At 66.5% G+C, this 21,411-nt stretch carries 23 protein-coding genes; 11 read left to right on the plus strand and 12 right to left on the minus strand.

The features are described from left to right. The first annotated feature begins 80 nt into the window (after window positions 1-80). From G9Q80_RS19815 to G9Q80_RS19835, 5 genes are all read left to right on the plus strand, one after another. Complete coding sequence (locus tag G9Q80_RS19815) at window positions 81-689, plus strand: LysE family translocator (protein ID WP_043144025.1); 609 nt, start codon at window positions 81-83, stop codon at window positions 687-689. Next, window positions 679-2,073: an FAD-binding oxidoreductase gene (locus tag G9Q80_RS19820; RefSeq protein WP_088715762.1), complete on the plus strand. Its 1,395-nt coding sequence runs from the start codon at window positions 679-681 to the stop codon at window positions 2,071-2,073. Before G9Q80_RS19815 ends, G9Q80_RS19820 begins: the two co-directional genes overlap by 11 nt. Then, the gene (locus tag G9Q80_RS19825; protein WP_088715761.1) at window positions 2,070-2,996 is read left to right on the plus strand and encodes a sugar kinase; all 927 of its coding nucleotides are present in this window, start codon (window positions 2,070-2,072) and stop codon (window positions 2,994-2,996) included. The genes G9Q80_RS19820 and G9Q80_RS19825 overlap by 4 nt, the downstream gene beginning before the upstream one ends. Beyond that, window positions 2,993-3,955, plus strand: coding sequence for a D-erythronate dehydrogenase (gene denD / locus G9Q80_RS19830; protein ID WP_088715760.1), 963 nt, complete (start codon window positions 2,993-2,995; stop codon window positions 3,953-3,955). Before G9Q80_RS19825 ends, denD begins: the two co-directional genes overlap by 4 nt. 103 nt (window positions 3,956-4,058) lie before the next feature. Beyond that, window positions 4,059-4,814, plus strand: a complete 756-nt coding sequence (locus G9Q80_RS19835; protein ID WP_088671689.1) for an SDR family NAD(P)-dependent oxidoreductase — start codon at window positions 4,059-4,061, stop codon at window positions 4,812-4,814. 12 nt (window positions 4,815-4,826) lie between these two features. On the opposite strand, the gene G9Q80_RS19840 is transcribed toward G9Q80_RS19835, so the two are convergent. From G9Q80_RS19840 to G9Q80_RS19870, 7 genes are all read right to left on the minus strand, one after another. Beyond that, on the minus strand, window positions 4,827-5,813 hold the full coding sequence (locus tag G9Q80_RS19840; RefSeq protein ID WP_052244609.1) for a helix-turn-helix transcriptional regulator: 987 nt from the start codon (window positions 5,811-5,813) through the stop codon (window positions 4,827-4,829). A 36-nt stretch (window positions 5,814-5,849) separates the two neighbouring features. Further along, complete coding sequence (locus G9Q80_RS19845; RefSeq protein WP_043144011.1) at window positions 5,850-6,158, minus strand: PAN domain-containing protein; 309 nt, start codon at window positions 6,156-6,158, stop codon at window positions 5,850-5,852. A gap of 18 nt (window positions 6,159-6,176) precedes the next feature. Then, window positions 6,177-6,479, minus strand: a complete 303-nt coding sequence (locus G9Q80_RS19850) for a hypothetical protein (protein ID WP_088715759.1) — start codon at window positions 6,477-6,479, stop codon at window positions 6,177-6,179. 196 nt (window positions 6,480-6,675) lie between these two features. After that, complete coding sequence (locus tag G9Q80_RS19855) at window positions 6,676-7,752, minus strand: PLP-dependent cysteine synthase family protein (protein ID WP_088715758.1); 1,077 nt, start codon at window positions 7,750-7,752, stop codon at window positions 6,676-6,678. A gap of 74 nt (window positions 7,753-7,826) precedes the next feature. After that, window positions 7,827-8,360 (minus strand): flavodoxin domain-containing protein, encoded by a 534-nt coding sequence (locus G9Q80_RS19860; protein ID WP_088715757.1) that lies wholly within the window; start codon window positions 8,358-8,360, stop codon window positions 7,827-7,829. A 126-nt stretch (window positions 8,361-8,486) separates the two neighbouring features. Further along, a complete protein-coding gene (locus tag G9Q80_RS19865) occupies window positions 8,487-9,434 on the minus strand; it encodes a 2-hydroxyacid dehydrogenase (protein WP_069210007.1) in 948 nt (315 codons plus the stop codon). A 15-nt stretch (window positions 9,435-9,449) separates the two neighbouring features. Continuing rightward, window positions 9,450-10,619, minus strand: coding sequence for a pyridoxal phosphate-dependent aminotransferase (locus tag G9Q80_RS19870; protein ID WP_088715756.1), 1,170 nt, complete (start codon window positions 10,617-10,619; stop codon window positions 9,450-9,452). A 183-nt stretch (window positions 10,620-10,802) separates the two neighbouring features. Here G9Q80_RS19870 and G9Q80_RS19875 point away from each other — a divergent pair, with 183 nt between their 5' ends. The 5 genes from G9Q80_RS19875 to G9Q80_RS19895 all read left to right on the plus strand — a co-directional run bounded on the left by G9Q80_RS19875 (window position 10,803) and on the right by G9Q80_RS19895 (window position 15,202). Beyond that, window positions 10,803-11,603, plus strand: coding sequence for a crotonase/enoyl-CoA hydratase family protein (locus G9Q80_RS19875; protein WP_069210009.1), 801 nt, complete (start codon window positions 10,803-10,805; stop codon window positions 11,601-11,603). Window positions 11,604-11,628: 25 nt separating this feature from the next. Then, entirely contained in the window at window positions 11,629-12,504 is an 876-nt protein-coding gene (locus tag G9Q80_RS19880) for an amidohydrolase family protein (RefSeq protein WP_069210101.1), read from the plus strand. A gap of 131 nt (window positions 12,505-12,635) precedes the next feature. After that, a complete protein-coding gene (locus G9Q80_RS19885) occupies window positions 12,636-13,373 on the plus strand; it encodes an SDR family NAD(P)-dependent oxidoreductase (protein ID WP_088715755.1) in 738 nt (245 codons plus the stop codon). A gap of 103 nt (window positions 13,374-13,476) precedes the next feature. After that, on the plus strand, window positions 13,477-14,487 hold the full coding sequence (locus tag G9Q80_RS19890) for a four-carbon acid sugar kinase family protein (RefSeq protein ID WP_088715754.1): 1,011 nt from the start codon (window positions 13,477-13,479) through the stop codon (window positions 14,485-14,487). Further along, window positions 14,480-15,202 (plus strand): FadR/GntR family transcriptional regulator, encoded by a 723-nt coding sequence (locus tag G9Q80_RS19895; RefSeq protein ID WP_088715753.1) that lies wholly within the window; start codon window positions 14,480-14,482, stop codon window positions 15,200-15,202. The genes G9Q80_RS19890 and G9Q80_RS19895 overlap by 8 nt, the downstream gene beginning before the upstream one ends. A gap of 4 nt (window positions 15,203-15,206) precedes the next feature. Here G9Q80_RS19895 and G9Q80_RS19900 read toward each other — a convergent pair whose 3' ends face one another. The 4 genes from G9Q80_RS19900 to G9Q80_RS19915 are packed head-to-tail and all read right to left on the minus strand — an operon-like array spanning window position 15,207 to window position 19,332. After that, a complete protein-coding gene (locus G9Q80_RS19900) occupies window positions 15,207-16,325 on the minus strand; it encodes an iron-containing alcohol dehydrogenase (protein WP_088715752.1) in 1,119 nt (372 codons plus the stop codon). Window positions 16,326-16,336: 11 nt separating this feature from the next. After that, a complete protein-coding gene (locus tag G9Q80_RS19905; protein ID WP_088715751.1) occupies window positions 16,337-17,242 on the minus strand; it encodes a dihydrodipicolinate synthase family protein in 906 nt (301 codons plus the stop codon). Continuing rightward, window positions 17,239-18,186: a 4-hydroxythreonine-4-phosphate dehydrogenase PdxA gene (gene pdxA / locus G9Q80_RS19910; RefSeq protein WP_088715750.1), complete on the minus strand. Its 948-nt coding sequence runs from the start codon at window positions 18,184-18,186 to the stop codon at window positions 17,239-17,241. The genes G9Q80_RS19905 and pdxA overlap by 4 nt, the downstream gene beginning before the upstream one ends. Then, window positions 18,187-19,332: a sialidase family protein gene (locus G9Q80_RS19915; RefSeq protein ID WP_088715749.1), complete on the minus strand. Its 1,146-nt coding sequence runs from the start codon at window positions 19,330-19,332 to the stop codon at window positions 18,187-18,189. Between the two features lie 280 nt (window positions 19,333-19,612). Here G9Q80_RS19915 and G9Q80_RS19920 point away from each other — a divergent pair, with 280 nt between their 5' ends. Continuing rightward, on the plus strand, window positions 19,613-20,479 hold the full coding sequence (locus tag G9Q80_RS19920; RefSeq protein ID WP_223306241.1) for a DMT family transporter: 867 nt from the start codon (window positions 19,613-19,615) through the stop codon (window positions 20,477-20,479). A gap of 8 nt (window positions 20,480-20,487) precedes the next feature. Here the strand turns inward: G9Q80_RS19920 and G9Q80_RS19925 are convergent, their stop codons facing one another. Continuing rightward, the gene (locus G9Q80_RS19925) at window positions 20,488-21,399 is read right to left on the minus strand and encodes a LysR family transcriptional regulator (RefSeq protein WP_168246572.1); all 912 of its coding nucleotides are present in this window, start codon (window positions 21,397-21,399) and stop codon (window positions 20,488-20,490) included. Window positions 21,400-21,411: the final 12 nt, after the last annotated feature.

Here is a 21,411-nt window from a genome sequence, read left to right on the forward strand (position 1 = left end):
CCAAACCGGCCGCCACGCAAGCAGGCCGGACATCAGCCGGATCAGGAGGAGAACATGACAGCGACACGGGCGCCTGCCCCATGCTGACCTTTGCGCTGGCCGTCCTTTTCCTGATCATCACGCCGGGTCCCGGGGTGTTGTCGACCGCCGGGCTGGGCGCCGCCTACGGGTTCCGTCCCGGGCTGGCCTATGTGCTGGGGCTTTTCATCGGCACCAACCTCGTGGCGCTTGCCGTGATTTCCGGCGTCGCCGCCGTCGTGCTGTCGGTGCCGGTGGTGCGCACTGTGCTGATGGTGGCCTCGATCGCCTACCTGCTTTACCTCGCGGCGCGCATCGCCTTTGCCGGCAGCAAGATCGCCTTCATCGAGGCCAAGGCGCCCCCGGCCGTGATGGCCGGCATCCTCTTGCAGGCGATCAACCCCAAGGCCTACGCCGTCAACACCACGCTTTTTGCGGGCTTTCCCTACGCGCCCGACAACATCATGTTCGAGACAGTGACCAAGCTGCTCATCGTCAATACGATCTGGATACCGATCCACCTGGGCTGGCTTCTGGCCGGGGCCACGCTGCACCGGCTGAACCTGTCCGACAGGGACCAGCGCCGGATCAACTACGTCATGGCCGCCTCGATGCTGGCGGTCGTGGTTCTTGCCATCTTCGCCGCCGGAGACGCTGCCAATGCCCCATGAAACCGCCATCGCCAGGCTGCAGGAGCTGCTGGGAGACCGGCTGAGCACCTCGAACGCCGAATGCACGCTGCACGGCCAGAACGAGACCTATTACCCCAATACGCCGCCCGACGCGGTGGCCTACCCGGAGACAACCGAGGAAGTCTCGCAGATTCTGCAGATCTGCCACGCAGAGGACTGCCCGGTCACCGCCTATGGCGCCGCCAGTTCGCTGGAGGGCCAGCACCTGGCCCTGCACGGCGGCATCAGCCTGGACATGGGCCGGATGAACCGCGTTCTGGCGGTCGACCCCGAGGACCTGACCTGCACCGTGCAGCCCGGCCTGACCCGCAAGGCCCTGAACGAAGAGCTGCGTGCCACCGGCCTCTTCTTCTCGGTCGATCCCGGCGCGGATGCCAGCATCGGCGGCATGGCGGCCACCCGCGCCTCTGGCACTACCGCCGTCCGCTATGGCACGATCCGCGACAATATTCTGGCGATCGAGGCGGTCATGGCCGACGGCACGGTGATCCGCTCGGGGTCGCGCGCGCGGAAATCCTCGACCGGTTATGACCTCACGCACCTGCTGATCGGCTCCGAGGGGACACTCGGCATCCTCACCGAACTGACCCTGCGCCTGCACGGGACGCCAGAGACCGTGACCGCCGCCACCTGCCGTTTCGAGAACGTGGAACAGGCGGTGCAATGCGTCATCACCACCATTCAGTGCGGCATCCCGATGGCCCGGATCGAGCTCTTGGACCACATGATGGTGCGCGGCTTCAACGCCTATGCCGATGCGGGCCTGCCGGAGAAACCGCACCTGTTCCTGGAATTCCACGGCGCGCCGCAGGCGGTCGCCGAACAGATGGCAAGTTTCGAGGAGATCGCGGCCGATTTCGGTGCCGAGGGCTGGCAGACCGCCACCACGACAGAGGACCGCAACGCGCTCTGGGCCATGCGTCACAACGCGCATTACGCCTCTGCCGCCCTGGGCCGCGGCAAACACATCTGGCCCACGGATGTCTGCGTGCCGATCTCTCACCTGGCCGAGGCCGTTGCGCAAAGCCAGGCCGATGCCACCCGCCTCGGCCTGACCGCCACCATCGTCGGCCACGTCGGCGACGGCAATTTCCACGCCGGCCTGTCGGTCGATCCCAATGACCCGGATGAAATGGCCCGCGCGCATGAGTTCACCCATGCCCTTGGCGAAACCGCCCTGCGGCTGGGCGGCACCGTGTCGGGCGAACATGGCATCGGCATCGGCAAGCAATCGTTCATGGATGCCGAACACGGCGCGGCGCTGGCCTATATGCAGGCCATCAAGCAGGCCTTCGATCCCAGGGGCATCCTCAACCCGGGCAAGCTTTTGCCCGCCCAACCGCAGGCAAGGGCCGCCGAATGACACGCTTTCTTTCCCTTGGCGAAATCATGGTCGAAATGGCCCCGGCGCCGCAAAACCCCGGCCTGTTCCGGCTGGGCTATGCCGGCGACACTTTCAACACGGCCTGGTACGCGCGCCGCCTTCTGCCCGCCACATGGACCGTCAGCTATGGCACCGTGCTGGGAGAGGACGCCATGTCGGATGACCTGGCCCGGTTCATCGGCGCGCAGGGTATTTCCAACGACGCCATCCGCCGCCACCCGACCCGGACGCCGGGCCTCTACATGATCCAGACCCGCGACGGCGAACGCAGCTTTTCCTACTGGCGCGGCCAGTCCGCGGCCAAGACGCTCGCCGATGATCCCGCCTGGCTGGACGAGGTCATGGCCGAACGCGACGTGATCCAGTTCTCGGGGATCACCCTGGCCATCCTCGCACCCGAGGCCCGCAGGACGCTTTGCGCCGCGCTGGGACGGGCGCGGGCGGCGGGCGCCCATATCGCCTTTGACACCAACCTGCGCCCGCGTCTGTGGGAAAGCGCCGAGGCGATGCGCTCGGGCCTGCTCATGGGCGCTGCCGTCTCGGATACCGTGCTGCCCAGTTTCGACGAGGAACAACTGGCCTTCCAGGACGCCACGCCCGAGGACACGCTGCAACGCTATCGTGCCGCCGGGGCCAGTTGCGTGGTGATCAAGAACGGCGAGGCGCCCTGCCACGGCTGGTCCGAGGCGGACGGAAGCGTCACCACCACCCCGCCCGAGGTGACGAAAATCACCGACAGCACGGCGGCGGGCGACAGTTTCGGCGCCGGGTTCCTGGCCGCGCGCGCCACCGGCGCCAGCCTCGGCACCGCCATGTCCCGCGCCGCCCATCTGGCGGCAGAGGTCATCCAGCACCCCGGCGCGCTGGCGCCGCAGATCTTCGACCAAGGAGAGACCCCATGAACATCCTCATCATCGGCGGCGCCGGTCTCGTCGGCCAGAAACTCGCCCGCCTGCTGGCAAAGCGTGGCACGCTGCGCGGCAAGCCCGTCACCCGCCTGACCCTGGCCGATGTCGTCACCCCCGCCGAAATCGACGCCCCCTTCGAGGTCGCGTACCAGAAGGCCGACATCACCGATCCCGTTTCCGCCGCCGAAGCCATCGCGCCGGACACCGACGTGATCTACCTGCTGGCAGCGGTCGTCTCGGCCCATGCCGAAGAGGATTTCGACTTCGGCTACAAGGTCAACCTGCACGGCCATCTCAACGTGCTGGAACGCGCCCGCGCGCTGGGGACACAGCCGGTGGTGGTCTTCACCTCCTCCATCGCCGTCTACGGCGGCGAGGTGCCCCAGCCCTTCACCGACGACAGCTTCCTCAACCCACAGATCAGCTACGGCACGCAAAAGGCCATCGGGGAACTGCTGTTGAACGACTACTCCCGGCGCGGCTTCATCGACGGGCGCGGCTTTCGCCTGCCGACAATCACGGTCCGCCCCGGCAAACCGAACCGCGCCGCCTCGGGCTTCATGTCCTCGATCTTTCGCGAACCACTGCAGGGCCAGGCCGCCAACTGCCCGGTGGATATGGATTTCCACCATTTCTACCTCAGCCCCCGCAAATGCGTGGAAAACCTGGTCAAGGGCGCCGAAATCCCGCGCGAGGACCTGGGAATGAACCACTGCATGACCATGCCCGGCCAGGTCTGGACCATACGCCAGATGATCGACGCCATGACCGCCGTTGCAGGACCGGAACCCGCCAGACTCATCACCTGGGAGCCCCAGCCCGAGATCGCGGGCATCCTCAAGGGCTGGCGCAACGACATCCGCCCGCAAAAGGCCGCGCGCCTCGGTCTCGAACCGGACACCAGCTTCGAGGACAACATCCGCTACTTCCTCGAAGACGACCTGCCCGCCTGAAACAGGCCCCGGGTTTCTTTGGTTTGAAAAATACCTTGGGGGTGAATGCGCGGAACGCGCAGAGGGGGCAACGCCCCCTTCCCCGCCAACCACGGAGAACAACATGCCAGATTTCGCGATCTATCCCAGCCTCAAGGGCAAGACCGTCTTCATCACCGGTGGCGCCTCGGGCATCGGCTCCGAGATGGTCCGCGCCTTCGCCGCGCAGGGCGCCCGCACCGGCTTTGTCGATTTCGACCGCGAGGCCGGCGAAAAACTCGCCGCCGAGACCGACGGAGAGGTCATCTTCGACTTTTGCGACCTGCGCGAGATAGACCAGCTCAAGGCCAGCTTTGCCCGTCTCGCCGACAAACTGGGCGCCGCCACGGTGCTGGTCAACAACGCCGCCCGCGACGACCGCCATACATGGCAGGACGTGACCCCCGAATACTGGGACGAGCGCATGGCCACCAACATCCGCCACCAGTTCTTTGCCATCCAGGCCGTCGCGCCCGGCATGATCGAGGCCGGCGGCGGCTCGATCATCAACATGGGATCGAACAGCTGGTGGGAAGCGGGTGGCGGAATGCCCGCCTACACCACCGCGAAATCCGCCGTGCACGGGCTGACCCGGACGATGGCCCGCGACCTCGGCGAGCACAACATCCGCGTCAACGCCATCGTGCCCGGCTGGATCATGACCGAACGGCAGAAAGAACTCTGGGTCACGGCCGAGGCCATCGACAAGCACCGTCAGCGGCAATGCCTGCCGGACCTGATCGAGCCGGTCTACCTGGCACGGATGGCGCTGTTCCTGGCCTCCGACGACAGCGCGATGTGCACCGCGTCGAACTACATGGTCGAGGCCGGGTCCATCTGATCGCCCGGACCGCTACCCCTTGCGCGCCGCGCGGATGTCGCGCGGCGTGGCGTCATAGTGTTTCCTGAAGGCCCGGTTGAAATAGGACACATCCCCGAACCCGGCCTCCAGCGCGATGCGGCTGATCGGGACGGCGTCCCGGGCCGGGTCCGACAGGGCTTCGAACGCCAGGTCAAGGCGGCGCGCCAGCACAAGCGCGGTGAAAGTATCGCCCTCGCTGGCCAGCAGCTTGCGGATATAGCTCGGCGTCACGCGCATGGCGCCTGCCACCTCGGCGATGCCGAACCCCTCGTTCGCCGCGCCGAACCGGATCGCCGCATGGATCTGGCGCAGGCGGGCGGCCGCCAGGCCGCGCTGGTTGGCAATATGCCAGTCATCGCGGCGGGCACCGATGGCACAGCCGGCCAGGTCCGCGATATGCAGGCTGATCATCTCCAGCGTCGCGGGATCGATCCGGTCCTCTGCCATCAGCATCCGGACATAGCCGGTCAAAAGGCTCAGCCCGTTGGTTCCACGGGGCAGCACGGTCATGGTCAGCCGGTCGATGTCGGCCACCCGGCATTCCATCGCTCGGGCCGGCAGGGTGACGGTCATGTAACGGCCGCTGCTGGACAGGGTGCGGCCCGCATCGTCGGACCGCCGCACCAGCACATCACCGGACCGGGCCACCAGCTCTGCCCCACGCTGTTGCAGGCTGACGGTGCCTTCGATCGGGATCAACAGGATGATATCGTTGTTGCCATCGCCCAAGAGTTCGGGTGTCCGCTCGCAACTGATCGAGGAAACGACGCCCAGACCAAGCGCGGCCGAGCCGAAATCCCGGAACACCGCGTCATGAAAGATCGGGCCGTCCTCCAGCGGCGCCATGTCCAGCCGGATCACCTCGCGGCCAAAGACCTCGCGCCAGATTTCCATCCGGTGCGCGGGCGGCAGGTGACTGGCCGAGAACCGCACAGGCGGCGCCCCGGCCAGCTTCGTATCGGACCGAATCTCCGTCATGACGCTAGGTTAACACGGCATCGGCTGCGCCGCGTTTCAGATATTGGCATCCGGATCCAGGAAACCGCAGTAGTCGCGATCGCTGCCTTCGTCATCCGAAACGTCCGCAAGGGTCCGGCACTCGCCGGGCGCCGACTTCGGATTGAAGTTGTGCGGCGTGTAGGACCAGGCGATGCAGCCCTCGGTATCGCGGCAAAGCTGCTCGCAGGCGGCGGGGCCGACCTGCTCATAGTTGAACACGGCAGAGGTGGACCCGGGCAATAGCTTGCAGTGCTCGTAGTCCTCGGCCAGGGCCGGCACAGCGGTCATGCAGACCGTGGCCATCAGGAAAAGCGTGCGGAACATGGTCGGTTTCCTCTCGGTTCAGCGTGCGATCTTGCCGCAAAAGGCGCGGTCTGAGGCTTCGGTCTTGTAGACATCGCCCAGCAACTGGCAGTGCCCGGCCATCGAAGAGTCAAAGCTGTGGGGGCGGAAATTCCAGGCCGCGCAGGCCTCGTCCGCCTCGCAGGAGGCAAGACAGGTCGCGTATCCGGTGTGATTGTCGTTGTCATTGGACAGGATGGTACTGACCGCCGACTGCCAGCACTTCTCGGGGGCGTCCTCTGCGAAGGCCGGAGCCGAGAAACAGATCAGGGCTGCGGCTGCAAGTGTCGAAAATCGTTGCATGAATGCTCCTGGGAACAGTGAATTGGTTCCCAGATCTTAATCCTGCGGTCGCGCGGCAGTCTTGGACTGACCGCGCCAGGGTCTTGGCCTCAGCGCGCCTTTTGACCGACATCCGCGACAATCCGCCGACGAGCCCACGCCGCGCCCCTGCGGAATCCGGGCGCCCCGGGTCATGCCCGGGGCGCGCACCACGTTGCTATTCCGCGGCCATCTGCGCCGTGGGGGTCGACAGCGAGATCGCCATTTCTTCTTCGGTCATGTCCTCCGGCAGCCCTTCGAACAGCGGCGTCGACAAATAGCGTTCGCCTGTGTCCGGCAGCATGACCAGCATGACAGAGCCTTCCGGCGCGCTTTCTGCCGCCTTCATCGCCACGGCAAAGCTGGCCCCGCCGGAAATGCCGGTAAAGATCCCCTCTTCCGCGGCCAGCCGCCGCGACCAGGCGATGCCATCGGGTCCCGGCACCGGCACCAGGTCATCGTAATACCCCTTGTCGATGCTTTCCTGCAGCACCCAAGGGATGAAATCCGGGGTCCAGCCCTGGATGGGGTGCGGTTCGAAATTCGGGTGGCTCTCGGTGGGCTGATGCGCCTCGTTGCGGGTGTTCGTATAGCCAGACCCGACAATCGCCGCATTCGCCGGTTCGCTGAGGATGATCTTGGTGTCCGGGCGTTCCGCGCGCAGCACACGGGCCACGCCGGTCACCGTGCCCCCGGTGCCGTAACCGGTGACGAAGTAATCCAGCCGCTCGCCGTCGAAATCGGCCATGATCTCGCGCCCGGTGGTGCTGGCGTGGATGTCTGCATTGGCTGCGGTCTCGAACTGGCTGGCCAGGAACCAGCCGTTCGTCTCGGCCAGTTCCTTGGCCTTGGAATACATGCCAAAGCCCTTCAGCGCCTTGGGCGTCAACACCACCTTGGCCCCCAGGAACCGCATCAAACGGCGCCGTTCGACCGAGAAACTCTCGGCCATCGTCACCACCAGCGGATAGCCCTTGGCGGCACAGACCATCGCCAGCCCGATCCCGGTATTGCCGCTGGTCGCCTCGACCACGGTTTGCCCCGGTTTCAGCGTGCCATCCCGTTCGGCCTGTTCGATGATCCCGATGGCCAGACGGTCCTTGACCGAGCCCGCCGGGTTGAAGGACTCGAACTTGACATAGACCGTGACGTGGTCCGGCGCGATGCGGTTGATGCGGATCGCGGGTGTGTTTCCGATCGTGTCGAGCACGCTGTCGTAGCGGCGCCCCCGGCCCTCGGTGCTGCGCTGTGTCATGGTCTTCCTCCCCTTGTGCCCCCGCCTTGCGCGGGTTCCTAGGGGCAAGCCTAACCGATTCTGCCCCCTGGGTGTCAGCCCTTGGCGGACAGCCAGTCATCCAGGGCCGCGCCCAGCGCCTGCCAGTCTGTGTATTCGTGATCCTTGTCCGGGTCGGCCTGCGGATCCTTGGCCGCCACGATGCGGCGCATGACGAAACGGCGAAAGATGTCGTACTCCGAAGGCCGGTAGGCGCCCGCCACTTGCACCACCTTCTTCGGGTGCCAGTCGGTCGCCTGCGCGAAATCCGACACGATCCGGTCGAGGTCGGCCCATTCCTCGGCGTCATGCCCGGCAGCGGCCAGCGAGACAGAGACGAAGAGCACCGGCAACCGGTCCAGCGCGGCCCCATGCCTGGCCGCGAATTCGCCCATGTCCTTCTGGTATTGCCCGAGGTGGACCGAGGCCGCCAGGATCACCCGGTCGAACCGGGCCAGATCGATGTCCCCGGCCTCAGTAACGGGCAACAGCTCGACCGAATGTCCCTGATCGGCCAGCCGGTCCATGAGAAACCGGGCGATCCTGCGGGTCTGCCCCTCTGTCGAGGCATAGGCGATGAGCATTTTCATGGGCGTCCCTCCTGTTGCGCGCAAGATGGCGCAACAGGCGACCCGCTGCCTTGACCGAGGTCATGTGAGACCCGGCGGATCCGTCACCGTAGGGTGGGTTGTTTCAACCCACCCCTCCGAACGCCCTCAGTTGACCGGCGTCACCAGCGGTTCACCCTTGAGGAAGGCTGCCACGTTGGCCAGTTGCAGTTCCGCCATCGCGGTCCGCGTCTCGACGCTCCCCGACCCCTGGTGCGGCTGCAACACCACATTGTCCAGCTTCAGGAAGCGCGGGTCGATATTGGGCTCGTTCTCGTAGACGTCCAGCCCCGCCCCGGCGATCTCGCCCGCTTCAAGCGCATCCAGCAACGCGCCCTCGTCCACGGTCGTCCCGCGCGAGATGTTGATGACCACGCCGCGCGGTCCCAGCGCCTGGATCGCCTCGCGGGTCACATGACCCTTGGTCTCGGCCCCGCCGACCAGCGCGATCACCAGGAAATCCACCGCTTGCGCCAGCGACACCACGTCCGGGTGATAGGTCCAGCCCGGTGTCTCCTTCTCGGAGCGCGAGGAATAGTGGATCTCGCATTTGAAGGCCGCCAGACGGTCCGCAATCTCGCGCCCGATACGGCCCAGACCCACGATCCCCACACTCGAGCCGGACACCTTGCGGTTGAGCGGGATCTCTCCTTCCTTCGCCCAGCGCTGCGAGGCGACATGCGCATGGCCCCGGATCATCGTCCGCGCCTGGGCGATCATCAGCCCAACCGCCAGGTCGGCCACGTCGTCCGACAGAACGTCCGGCGTGTTGGTCACCGCGATGCTGCGGGCGCTGGCGGCCTCGACGTCGATGGCATCATAGCCGACACCGTAATTGGCGATCACGCCCAGTTGCGGGAACAGGTCCATCTGCTCGGCCCCGAAGGGCGCATGCCCCTTGTAGGCCACCGCGCGGATGCTGGCGCGCAGGGTCGAATCCAGCCCCGCCATGTCGCCCGGCCCGTCGACGAAGACCGCCGGATAGGCCGTGCTCAGCCGGTCACGCTCGTCTTGCTTGAAGCTTTTTCCGCAGATCAGCAGTTGCGTATCGCTCATGGCATTGGCCTTTCGTCACAGAAGTTTGCGGATGCGCGCCAGCGCCTCCAGGATGTTCTCGGTCGAATTGGCGTAGGAAAAGCGCAGATAGCCCTCTCCCCAGGCGCCGAACGATGTGCCGGCCACCGTGGCCACGCCCGCCTCTTCGAGAAAGCGTGTCTCGGCCTCTTTCGAGGTCAACCCCGTGCCCTCGACATTCGGGAAGGCATAGAAGGCCCCCGCCGCATCGGCACAGCGCACGCCGGGCAGCGCGTTGAGCTCTCGCACGATCACCTCGCGCCGCGCGTCGAAGGCGGCGACCATCTCGCGCACCGCGTCCTGCGGCCCTTCCAGCGCGGCGATCCCCGCGTATTGCGTCGCAGCGTTCACGCAGGAATGGTCGTTGATGCACAGCCGCGTGGCGTGATCCACCAGCGCATCCGGCCAGACCGCGTAGCCGATGCGCCAGCCGGTCATGGCATAGGTCTTTGACCAGCCATCCAGCATGATCAGCCGGTCACGGATCTCGGGATAGTTCAGCAAGGACACATGCTGACGCCCGCCATAGAGCATGTTGGAATAGATCTCGTCCGACATCAGCGCCACATGCGGATGGTCAGCCAGACCGGCCACCAGCTTGTCGATCTCTTCCTTGGGCGTCACGCCGCCGGTCGGGTTGGCGGGCGAGTTGATGATGATCAGCCGCGTCTTGTCGGTGATCTGGCCCAGCACCTCCTCGGCGGAAAAGGCGAAATCGTTTTCCTCTTTCAGCGCGATGGGAACCGGCGTGGCGCCGGAATACTTGATGACGCTTTCGTAGATCGGAAATCCCGGGTTCGGGTACATGATCTCCGCCCCCGGTTCGCCGAACATGAGGACGGCAAAGAACATGGTCGGCTTGCCACCCGGCACCACAACCACGTTGTCGGGGTTCACCTCTGCCCCGTGGCGGCGGTGCAGGTCGGCGGCCACCGCCTCGCGCAGGGCGGGAATGCCATTGGCCGGCGTATAGCCGTGATGGCCGTCGCGCAGCGCCTTGATCCCGGCCTCGACGATGTGCTCGGGCGTGGCGAAATCCGGCTGCCCGATGCCCAGGTTGATGATGTCGCGCCCCTCGGCGGCCAGCTTTCCGGCCCGCGCCAGCACGACAAAGGCGGATTCAGTGCCCAGCCGCGACATGCCCGCGGCAAGTTTCAATTCGGTCATGGTTCCTCCCGTCGGGCGGATGATGCCCGCGTCTTGCGCGTTTTGGTATACCAGAAGCCCCGCAAGGAAAAGCGGTTATGCCAACAGCCCAAGGCGCAAGCCCGATTGACTCCGGCGGTGGAAATTGTTTACTTGGAAACGAATTTACCGCCAGCGCGGCACCCTGGGGAGGAGTTTTCCGACATGACGGCACAACCGGAAACGATGGGCGACGGCCTGATCACCTATGAACTGGACGGCGACATCGCCGTCATCGGGCTGAACCGCCCGGACAAGCGCAATGCGCTCTCCGACCGTTTCGTGATCGCGCTGGGCCAGGCCGTGGCCCGCGCCACCACCGAGGCCCGCGCAGGCGTGATCCACGGTCACGGCAAGAACTTCAGCGCCGGGCTGGACCTGGCCGAGCATTCCGAGAAACCGCTGTTCGAGGCGGTCAAGGGGTCGCGCCTCTGGCACCGCACCTTTGAGAGCATCGAACTGGGCGAGATCCCCTTCGTCGCCGCCATCACCGGCGCGGCCGTCGGCGGCGGGTTCGAGCTGGCCTCCAGCACCCATATCCGCGTGGCCGAGGAAAGCGCCTTTTTCGCCCTGCCCGAGGGGACGCGCGGCATCTTCGTCGGCGGCGGCGGTTCTGTCCGCATCTCGCGTCTGATCGGCCCGGCGCGGATGGGCGACATGATGCTGACCGGGCGGTCGGTTTCGGCCAGTGACATGGAACGCTGGGGCGGCGTGTCCTACGTCGTCGAGGACGGCACGGCCCTGACCCGCGCGCGTGAGATCGCGCACCGCATGGCGGAAAACGCCGAGTTCACCAATTACGCCATCCTCAACGCCCTGCCCCGCATCGCGGACATGTCCGCCGACGACGGGCTCTTCACAGAGGCGATGGTCGCCTCGCTGGCCACCATGACGCCCGAGGCCAAGCAGCGCCTCAAGGACTTCCTGGAAAAGCGCGCCGCCAAGGTGCAGGCGCCCACCAGCTGACCGAAGGCATAGGAGAGAGACCATGATGAACGTTGACGACCTGGTTGCCATCGACATCCACACCCATGCCGAGGAACCCTGCTGTGGCCCCCGCGACGACGGTTATGACGAGTTCCAGGCCGGCATGGCCAGGTATTTCAAGAACCCGGCGGGCGCCTCCGGCATGCTGCCCTCGGTCCAGCAGACGGCCGAGTATTTCCGCGAACGCAAGATCGGCGCGGTGATCTTTCCCGTCGATGCCGAACGTGAGACCGGCTTCCGCCGCTACTCGAACGAGGAAGTGGCCCAGATCGCCGCCGAGAACGACGACATCCTGATCCCCTTTGCCAGCATCGACCCCTCCAAGGGCAAGGCCGGCGCCCGCGAGGCGCGCCGCCTGGTCAAGGAGTTCGGCGTCAAGGGGTTCAAGTTCCACCCGACGATGCAGGGCTTCTACCCCAACGAACGCTGGGCCTATCCCCTGTACGAGGCGATTGCCGAGGAAGGCGCGGTCATGCTGTTCCACACCGGCCAGACCGGCGTCGGATCGGGGATGCGCGGCGGCATGGGGATGCGGCTGAAATATTCGAACCCGGTGCATGTCGACGACGTGGCGGTGGATTTCCCGGACACGCCCATCGTGCTGGCGCATCCCTCGTTCCCCTGGACCGAAGAGGGCCTGATGGTCGCCCAGCACAAGCCCAACGTCTACATCGACATGTCCGGCTGGTCGCCCAAGTATTTCCCGAAGATCTTCGTGCAATACGCCAACACGATCCTGAAGAAAAAGATGCTCTTCGGCTCGGACTGGCCCGCCATCACGCCGGATCGCTGGCTGAAGGATTTCGAGGAGCTGGACATCCGCGACGAAGTGCGTCCACTGATCCTCAAGGAAAACGCCAAGCGCCTGCTGAGCCTCTGAGGCGGCCCCGGGCTTCTTCTTGGCAAAAATACCCCAACCCGCGCGCCACAGGCGCCGCGCGGGCTTTGGGCCTTGCCCCCGGTCACCGGGCCGATACGCTCCGGTGATCGGCACGGCTGGGGAGGCAGGCCATGACAGACGTGGCACTCATCACCGGCGCCAGCCGGGGCATCGGGCGGGCCTCTGCCCTGAGACTGGCCCGGGCAGGCATGAATGTTCTGTTACATGGCACCGATACCGCCAAGCTGGAAGAGCTAGCCCAGGAGGTCACCGCATACGGCGCACAGGCAGCGATCCTTGCCGGTGATGTGGCTGACCCAAAAACGGCGAGCCGCGCCGTCGAAGCCACTTTGGCTCGGTTCGGACGGATCGACGTGCTGGTGAATAACGCCGGGATCAACACCCGGTCCTCCACGCTGGAAATGCCGCTGGACGACTGGCAGCGGGTCATGGACGTGAACCTGAACGGAACGCTGCATTTCTGCCGCGCGGTCCTGCCGACGATGATCGCACAGGGGCACGGCAGCATCGTCAACGTCAGCTCTACCACCGCCAAGACGCCACATCGCAACGCCGCCCCGGCCTATGGCGCCTCCAAGGCGGCGGTCAATTACCTGACCATGCACCTGGCGCAGGAAATGGCGCCGAATGGTATCCGGGTGAACGCGGTCTGCCCCGGTCCGGTTGAAACCGATATGTCCGACCAGTGGAGTGCGGAGTACCGCAAGACCGTCACGGCGCGGGTGCCACTGGGCCGCCTGGGCACACCCGAAGAGATCGCCGAGATCGTCGCCTTTATCGCCTCCGATGCCTCGGGCTTCATCACCGGAGAGACGATCAACGCCAATGGCGGAACCTACATGAACTGAGCCGGGACAGCTGCCCGAAAACCTTACACATTCAAGACAACAAGGCCTTGACCTAAAAACAAAATCGTAAGAAGATCAGACAAATTTACCTGGCCCGTAGCAGATGCAGGACACCGCCATCATCGCCGACGACCTGACCGGCGCGCTCGACAGCGCGGCGCCGCTGGCCGGGCCTGCGCGGGTCGTTGTCGCCACCAGCGTCGCGGCGCTGGATCGGGCGTTGGAACATCCGCACGATATCCTCGCCGTTTCGACCCGCTCCCGCGAGATCCCGGCAGAGCAGGCGCGCGCAAGGGTGGCCCGTGTGCTGGCCTCGCTGCCCGGGGGCATCCGCCTGTTCAAGAAGGTGGATTCGCGGCTCAAGGGCAACATCGCGGCAGAGCTTTCGGCCCTTCCGGACCGCCCGCTGCTGGTGGCCCCGGCGATCCCCGATTTCGGGCGGATCGTGCGCGCGGGCCAGGTCAGCGGCTTTGGCGTGGACACCCCCATCGACGTGGCCGCCGCCCTTGGCGGACGGCCCGCCACGATCCCCGACACCCTCACGGCAGAGGACATGCGCGCCGCCCTTGCCGCCGCAGCCCCCGGCACGATCCTTGTCGGCGCGCGCGGCCTCGCGCTGGCGCTGCGCGGCGACCAGCCGCCTGCGCCCGTGCAGCACCTGGATGGCCCGCTGACCATCGCCGTCGGCTCTACCGATCCGATCACGCTGGAACAGGTCGCCGCCGTGCGCGCCGCGCGGCCCGCCCTTGTGCATGTCACGGCGCCCGCCGGGGTCGTTCCGCCGCCCCCGAACAACGCTGCGCCGGTGACGCTGATCCAGATGACGGACGGCCCCGAAACTCCGCCCGCCGAAGCTGCCCAGCGTTTTGCCGGCGGCCTCGCGCCCTGGCTCGACCGGGCGGGCACGGTGGTCATCACCGGCGGCGCCACCGCCGAGGCGGCGCTGGATGCAATGGGCATCGACGTCATGACCGTGGCGGGCGAGATCCTGCCCGGCCTGCCCTGCTGCCGGGTCGGTCCCCGCAGCATCGTGACCAAGTCCGGCGGTTTCGGCACCCCCGACACGTTCCTGCGCCTTGCCGCCATGACTGAAGGAGCGCGGGCGCATGGCTGACAAGACCACCCGCACCAAGCGCAAGAGCCTGTCCGAGGACGTTTTTGACAAGCTCGTGCGTTCGATCAAGTCCGGCGCCTATGGCGAGAACGAGCGTCTGCCGACGGAAAACGACCTCGCCGCCGAGTTCCAGGTCTCGCGCCCCACGATCCGCGAGGCGCTGCGCAAGCTGCGCGAACAGGGGTTCATCTATTCCCGGCGCGGGGCGGGCAGCTTCGTGCGCCAGTCCGGCCTGCGCGAACCGCTGGGTTTCGGCAACCTGCAAAGCATCGCCGACCTGGAACGCTGCTACGAATTCCGCCTGACGCTGGAGCCCGAGGCCGCCGCCAGCGCCGCGGACCGCCACGATGCCGCCGGGCTGGCGGCGATCGAGGCCGCGCTGAAACTGATGCGCGACGCCACCGAACAGTCGCGCCACCGCGAGGACGCGGATTTCGCCTTTCACTGCGCCATCGCACGCGCCAGCGGCAACCAGTATTTCGCCACCGCGATGGAAGCGCTGGAGGAACATATCGCCGTGGGGATGCAGTTCCACGGCATCTCGCTCAAGGCGTCGAACAACGGCCTGGCCGCCGTCTATGCCGAGCACCGGGAAATCTACGAGGCGATCCGCGACCGCCGCGCCGAAGAGGCCCGCACCCTGATGCGCGCCCACCTGCAAGGCTCACGCGACCGGCTGTTCACCGGCCGCCCGCATCGCGGTGAGGCTGGTTGAGGGCTCAGAACGCCGCGCGATAGATGGCTTCGACCTCGTCGACGCTCATGTCGCGCGGGTTGTTGTCCATCAGGCGGCGGATGCCGTGGGCCTCTTCGGCCCAGGCGCGCAGGTCGCTTTCCTTGGCGCCGTTGGCCTGCATCGACATCTCGATCCCCAGGTCCGCACAATAGCCCGCGACACTGGCCCGGATCTGTGCCGGGTCGTCGGTGGCAGGCAGGCCGAGTGCCGCCAGCACTTCACCCGTCTTGCCCGGCACGGCGGGCGCGTTGAAGGCCAGCACATCGGCAAAGAGCAAGGCCACCGACAGCCCGTGCGGAATCCCCGCCCGCGTCCCCAGCGGATAGGCCAGCGCATGTCCCGCGGCGGTGTTGACCGGCCCAAGGCAGAGCCCGCCGTAAAAGGACGACAGCAGCATCCCGGCCCGCGCCTCGCCGTCGGTGCCATCCGTCACCGCACGGCGCAGGAACTGCCCGGCCAGCCGGATACCCATGCGGGCGTAATCGTCGATCAGCGGATGGGCGTTGATGTTGGTAAAGGCTTCGACACAATGGGCCAGCGCGTCCACCCCGGTGGCGGCGGTCACCGCGGGCGGCACTGTCATCGTCAGGTCGGGGTCCAGGATGGCGATGTCGGCGGCCATGTGCGGGCTTTCGACCGCCACCTTCATGCCCGTCTCTGTCGAGGTCACAAGCGCGCGGATACCGCCCTCGGACCCGGTCCCGGCAGTCGTCGCCACCTGCGCCAGCAGCGAGCACTTTTGCGCCACCTTGTTCGGCCCCGCCACCTCGGTCAGCCCCTGGTCGGAATCCCAGAGCGCCGCCACCAGCTTGGCCACATCCATGACCGATCCGCCGCCCAACCCCACCACGAGGTCAGGCCGGAAGTCGCGCGCCACCACCAGCGCCGCGTCCAGGTCCGTATCCTTGGGTTCGGGCTGTACCCCGTCGAAAACCTGCACAGCGCCCGCCAGGCCCAGCCTGTCCACCATCCCGGCAGTCACAGGCTGCGCGATGACAAGCGTCCGGACCTCACCGGCCCAGGCGCCCAGCCGGGCCGCCGTGCCCTGCCCCACCTCAAAGCGTTTGGGCAGATGCAAGGTGATTGCGCGTGAAAGTTCCATGAGTGCCTCCCTCAGCCGCCCAGTTGTTCCATCTTGAGCCAGACCGCCCGCCGCTCTGCCTCGCCCAGTTCCACGAGGGGCGGCATCAGGTTCAGCCAGCCCAGGTCATCGCGCGAGCGCGCCAGCATGGCCTTGACCGTGGGCAGCTGGACATAGGCATTGGTCAATGTCCGCCAGTCGTTGATCCGGTCCTGCGCGGCAGCGACCTCATCGGCCTTCGCCGGATCGTTCCACCCCTCCCAGACGACGCGCAGCGCGTCGGACCGCAGGTTCGACGTGGCGGTGATGCAGCCCGCGCCGCCGACCTTGAGCAGGGGCAGCATCAACGGGTCCGCGCCCGCCAGAACACCGAGATCGGGAAAGCGGCGGCACAGCTCTGTCATGTTGTCCATGTCGCCGGAACTGTCCTTGATCCCGCAGACGATCCCCGGAAAGCTATCCATCAGCCGCGCGATCAACTCATGCCCCAGCGGCACCTGCGTCACCTGCGGGATGTGGTAGAGCACCACCCGCAAAGCGTCCGAACCGATGCCTTCGATCACCCGGGCATAGAAACGGAACAGCCCCTCGTCGCTGACCCCCTTGTAGTAGTAGGGCGGCAGCAGGACGACGCCCTTGCAGCCCGCCTCCACCGCGTGCCGCGTCAGCGTGATCGTGTCCGCGACCGAGGGCGAGGACGTGCCGGGCAACAGCGCCCCGGCGGGCACGCCATGGTCGACCGCCGCCTCGACCAGCGCCATGCGGTCCGCGATGCCGAAACTGTTCGCCTCGCCCGTGGTGCCCAGCATGGCGATGCCGTGACAGCCCTCTTCCAGCAGCAACCGGCAGTGCTCGGCAAAGAGCGCAAGGTTCGGCTGCCCCTCGGGCGTGACAGGCGTGGCGGCGGCGCAATGCACCCCCTCTATGGCATGGGTCATTGTCCCCTCCCCGCGGCCAACTTGCGCGCGTAGGCGATGGCCTTTTCAAGGTTCTCGTGGCTCGCGATGCCCTTGCCCGCGATGTCGAAGGCGGTGCCGTGATCGACAGAGGTCCGGTCGATGGGCAGGCCCAGCGAGACGTTCACCGCCGTGTCGAAGGCCACCAGCTTGACCGGGATATGCCCCTGGTCATGATACTGCGCGACGACCAAATCGAACTCGCCCGAATAGGCGCGGTGGAACAGCGTATCAGCGGGCACCGGGCCGGCCACGTCGATGCCCTCGGCCTGCGCCGCCTTGACCGCCGGAACGACCTGCGTGTCGTCCTCTGTCCCGAAAAGTCCGCCTTCGCCACAATGCGGGTTGATCCCCGCCACGGCGATACGCGGCGCGTCATAGCCCAACCGCTTGAGATGCGCGTTGCCCACCCGGATCGTCTCCAGCAGCGCCTCGGGCGTGGCGCGGTCGATGGCGTCGCGCAGGGACACATGGGTCGAGTTGTGCACCACCTTCAGCCGCTCGGAGGCCAGGATCATCCAGGCCTTCGGCGTGTCGGTCAGATGCGCCAGCATGCCCGTATGCCCGTCATAGTGATGCCCCGCCGCGTTCAGCGCCGCCTTGTTCAGCGGTGCGGTCACGATGCAGCCGATCTCATCCGTCAGCGCCGCCGCCACCGCCGCCTGCATGAAGCGGAAGGCCGCATCGCCGCCGCGCGCATCCGCCTGCCCCCAGGGCAGCGGCGCGCCTTCTACGGGGATGTCCGTCACCGCCACGTCGCTATCCAGGTCAAGGCCGGAATAGACGGCCTCCTCTGCCGCGCGCAGCGTGGTCAGGCAGCCGAATATCCGGGTCTGCGCCCGCTCCTCGGGCGACATGGCCGCCACCGCCTTGAGGATGATTTCCGGGCCCACCCCCGCCGGGTCGCCCATCGTGATGCCGATCATTCAGCCCTCCAGCCAGTCTGTGCCCAGCCGCACGTATTTGATCGCGCGCCGGTGGTATGTATAGGCGAGATGCAGCGTGCCGTCCGCGTCCTGCAGCAGCGCGGGATAGGACATCTCGCTGTTCTCGCCGTCTATGGAATTGTTGGACAGGCAGGCGCCCGGTCCCTCTTCGACCACGCGCCGGTCGGGGAAGGTCAACCCGCCATCGCTGGACAGGGCAACGACCATGGGTGCACGCGGCACCCCCCAGATCGGGTTGCAGCCGCCCGCCGCATTGGGCCGGTCGTCGCCCGCGCCAAGCTCGTCATAGAGCGACTCGCGTCGCGCTTCGGGATACATCTCGGCGTTGACCGGGTTGCAGGCCATCGCCAGCCGCCCGTCCGCCAAGCGGATGACGGAGATCGAGGAATTGTTGTTAGGCACATCCGTGGCGACAGGCGCGCTCCAGCTTTCGCCGCCATCCCGGCTTTCGGTGCGATAGACGTGATCCGACTGGCGCCGGCGAAAGAAGGCGGCCAGGTGATCCGGCCCCAGCACCACCGGCGTCATGTGCACACACCCCATCGAGCCGGGCACATCCACCACGCGCCATGTCTCGCCCGCGTCCTCGCTGATCGCCAAGGCGGCAGTGTCATGGCTGCCCGTCCAGCGTTCGCCGGGGCGCGAGACACAGCGGAACAGTCCCATCAGCCAGGCGCCGTCCCCGCGCACGACGATGGGCGCGCGGATGAAGGTGCCGCGCGGCAGCGACAGGTCGCGTGGCGCCCCGCCCTCCTCGCGCATCCGCACGACGCATTGATCCTGGTTTCCGCCGGGCTGCGCCGTGTGCAGGATCAGCCGCCGCCCGTCCGGCGCGTCGAACTGCACCGGGTTCTGCTCGGACCGGTCGGGATCGTCGGTCAGTCTCTCCGCCGCGCTCCATGTCCCGTCACGCAGCAGCGACCGCCAGATCGAGATATCCGATTTCCCCTCCAACGAGCCGCCGAACCAGAGGCAGGACAGACCGTCATCGCCCAGCGACAGGAACGCGGCGTGATTCTGGACACAGGGTGAGGGCAGGAGCGCCTGCGCCCCACCAGCCGAATCGGGCCGAAGGAGCCCGTCCATGCCAGAGGCGATTTCCTGCGGGGTGGGCGTGGCTTGCATGATCTCGCCGTCCTTTCTCCGGGGCCTCGATAGGCGCAAGAGTTCAGCCAATTTTCCAAAGTTGTCAAGTTGAATGAGGCGCTCACGCAGCGCAGAAATCCGGGAACGCATTACACAAAACATTGTTTTTAAACACTCTTTCTGAGTAAAAATTTCTCAATCCACCTCCTCTCTCGAAATAATTTGACAATTCAAGGCAACGCTGTGACAGTCAGCGCCATCAGCCGGGCGGCCCATCCGTCGCCCGCTGCCAAGCCTGGCAGGAGGAGGCCGGTGGGGGTTGAGAAGCGATCAGAAAGAGCTGCTGGGTGTCAGCCTCATGATGCTGGCCTCGGCGCTGGGGGCCGTGGACGCGGTGCTCGTACGGCAACTCAGCCCAGAGGTGCACCCCTTCGTCATGGGGTTTACACGTTCACTCTTTGGCTTGCTGGTGGTCCTTCCGTGGATTCTGTCACGGCCCGGGATGCTGAAATCCAACTATCATTTCCGGCACTTCCTGCGCGCGGCGCTGAAACTGGCCTCGCTGCTGGCCTATTTCGTGGCCTTCGCCACAGCGCCGCTTGCGATCGTGACCGCCATCGCCTTTACCGCACCCATCTTTGTCACCATCGGGGCCTGGCTGTTCCTGTCGGAACGGCCCCGCGCGCTGCGGATCGCCGCGGTGGCGGTGGGATTCGCCGGGGTGCTGATCGTGCTGAACCCGGGCAGCGACACGGGCATCTCCCTGGGGCTGCAATTCGCGCTGCTGGGCGCCCTGCTGACGGCGCTGATCCAGCTGATCCTCAAACCCATGTCCGCCCGCGATTCGACGGAAACGCTGGTCGCCTGGAACCTGATCGCCACCGTGCCCGTCGCCGCCATTCCCGCCGCCTTCGTCTGGTCCAACCCGACGCTGGCGCAATGGGGGCTGCTGGCGGTGCAGGGTGTGCTGGGGGCGCTGGCCATGACCTGCGTCACCCGCGCCTTTTACTACGCCGAGGCCTCCTTGATCGGGCCGGTGGATTTCCTGCGCCTGCCCTTCGTGGCGGCACTGGGCTACCTGTTCTTCGGGCAGGTGGTGGCCATGTCCACCTGGATCGGGGCACTGGTGATCTTCGTCGCCACCATCCTGATGGCGCAAAGCGCGCGCCGGCGGCCCGTCCTATGAGCAGCGCCTCAGCGAAACGGCTCCAGAGACCGCAGCGTCGCCGCTTTCAGCCGGTGGTACAGCGGCGTTTCCAGCCGCTTCGGCCCGGCAGTCAGATAAAGGGTCGAGCGCAGCTGGTCCGGTGTCACGATCTCGCGGTAGGCCAGGTTGGCCATCTGCACCGTCTGCGCCGACTTGGGCACCAGCGCCAGCCCCAGCCCCCGGTTGACCAGGGCCAGCACGGAAATCGTCTGGCTGACCTCCAGCACGGTCGTGGGCGTCACCCCCTCGGTCGCCAAAGCCGCGCCCAGCATCTCGCGCAGGAACCCGCCGCGGTCGGCGGAATAGCCGACGAAGGGCAGCCCGTCGAGATCACCCAGACCGGGCTGCGCCTTGCCGGCCAGCGGATGATCGGCCGGAATCGCCAGCACGAAGGGCTCGCTGACCACCAGCGTGCTCTCAATCTCGGCATGGCGGCGCGCGGTTCGCGTCAGCCCCAGGTCCAGCCGCCCGGACAGCAGCGCCTGGTTGATCTCGTAGCTCATCATCTCGATCGGCTTGACCGTGACATGCGGCAGGGTCCGGCGCACCTCCGAGACCAGGCGGGGCACAAAGTCGATGGCCGCCGAGGGCACAAAGCCCAGCGCCACGTCCCCCGCCTCGCCCCGCGCGGCCTGACGCACCATCAGCGCCGCGTGTTCGGCCCGCTGCAGGATGTCACCGGCGCTGGCCAGCAGACTGTCCCCCGCCGGGGTCAGGCGCACCGCGCGGTTGGACCGCTCGAACAGCTGTTCGCCCAGCGCGTGTTCCAGCATCTGGATCTGCCGCGACAAGGGCGGCTGGGTGATGTTCAAACGCTCTGCCGCGCGGCGAAAATTCAGCTCTTCGGCCACCGCCACGAAACAGCGCAACTGGTAAAGATCGAAACCGGCCCTGGCCAAGACGACGCCTCC

It is taken from the genome of Mameliella sp. LZ-28, from assembly GCF_012274245.1.
Lineage (GTDB): Bacteria > Pseudomonadota > Alphaproteobacteria > Rhodobacterales > Rhodobacteraceae > Antarctobacter > Antarctobacter albus.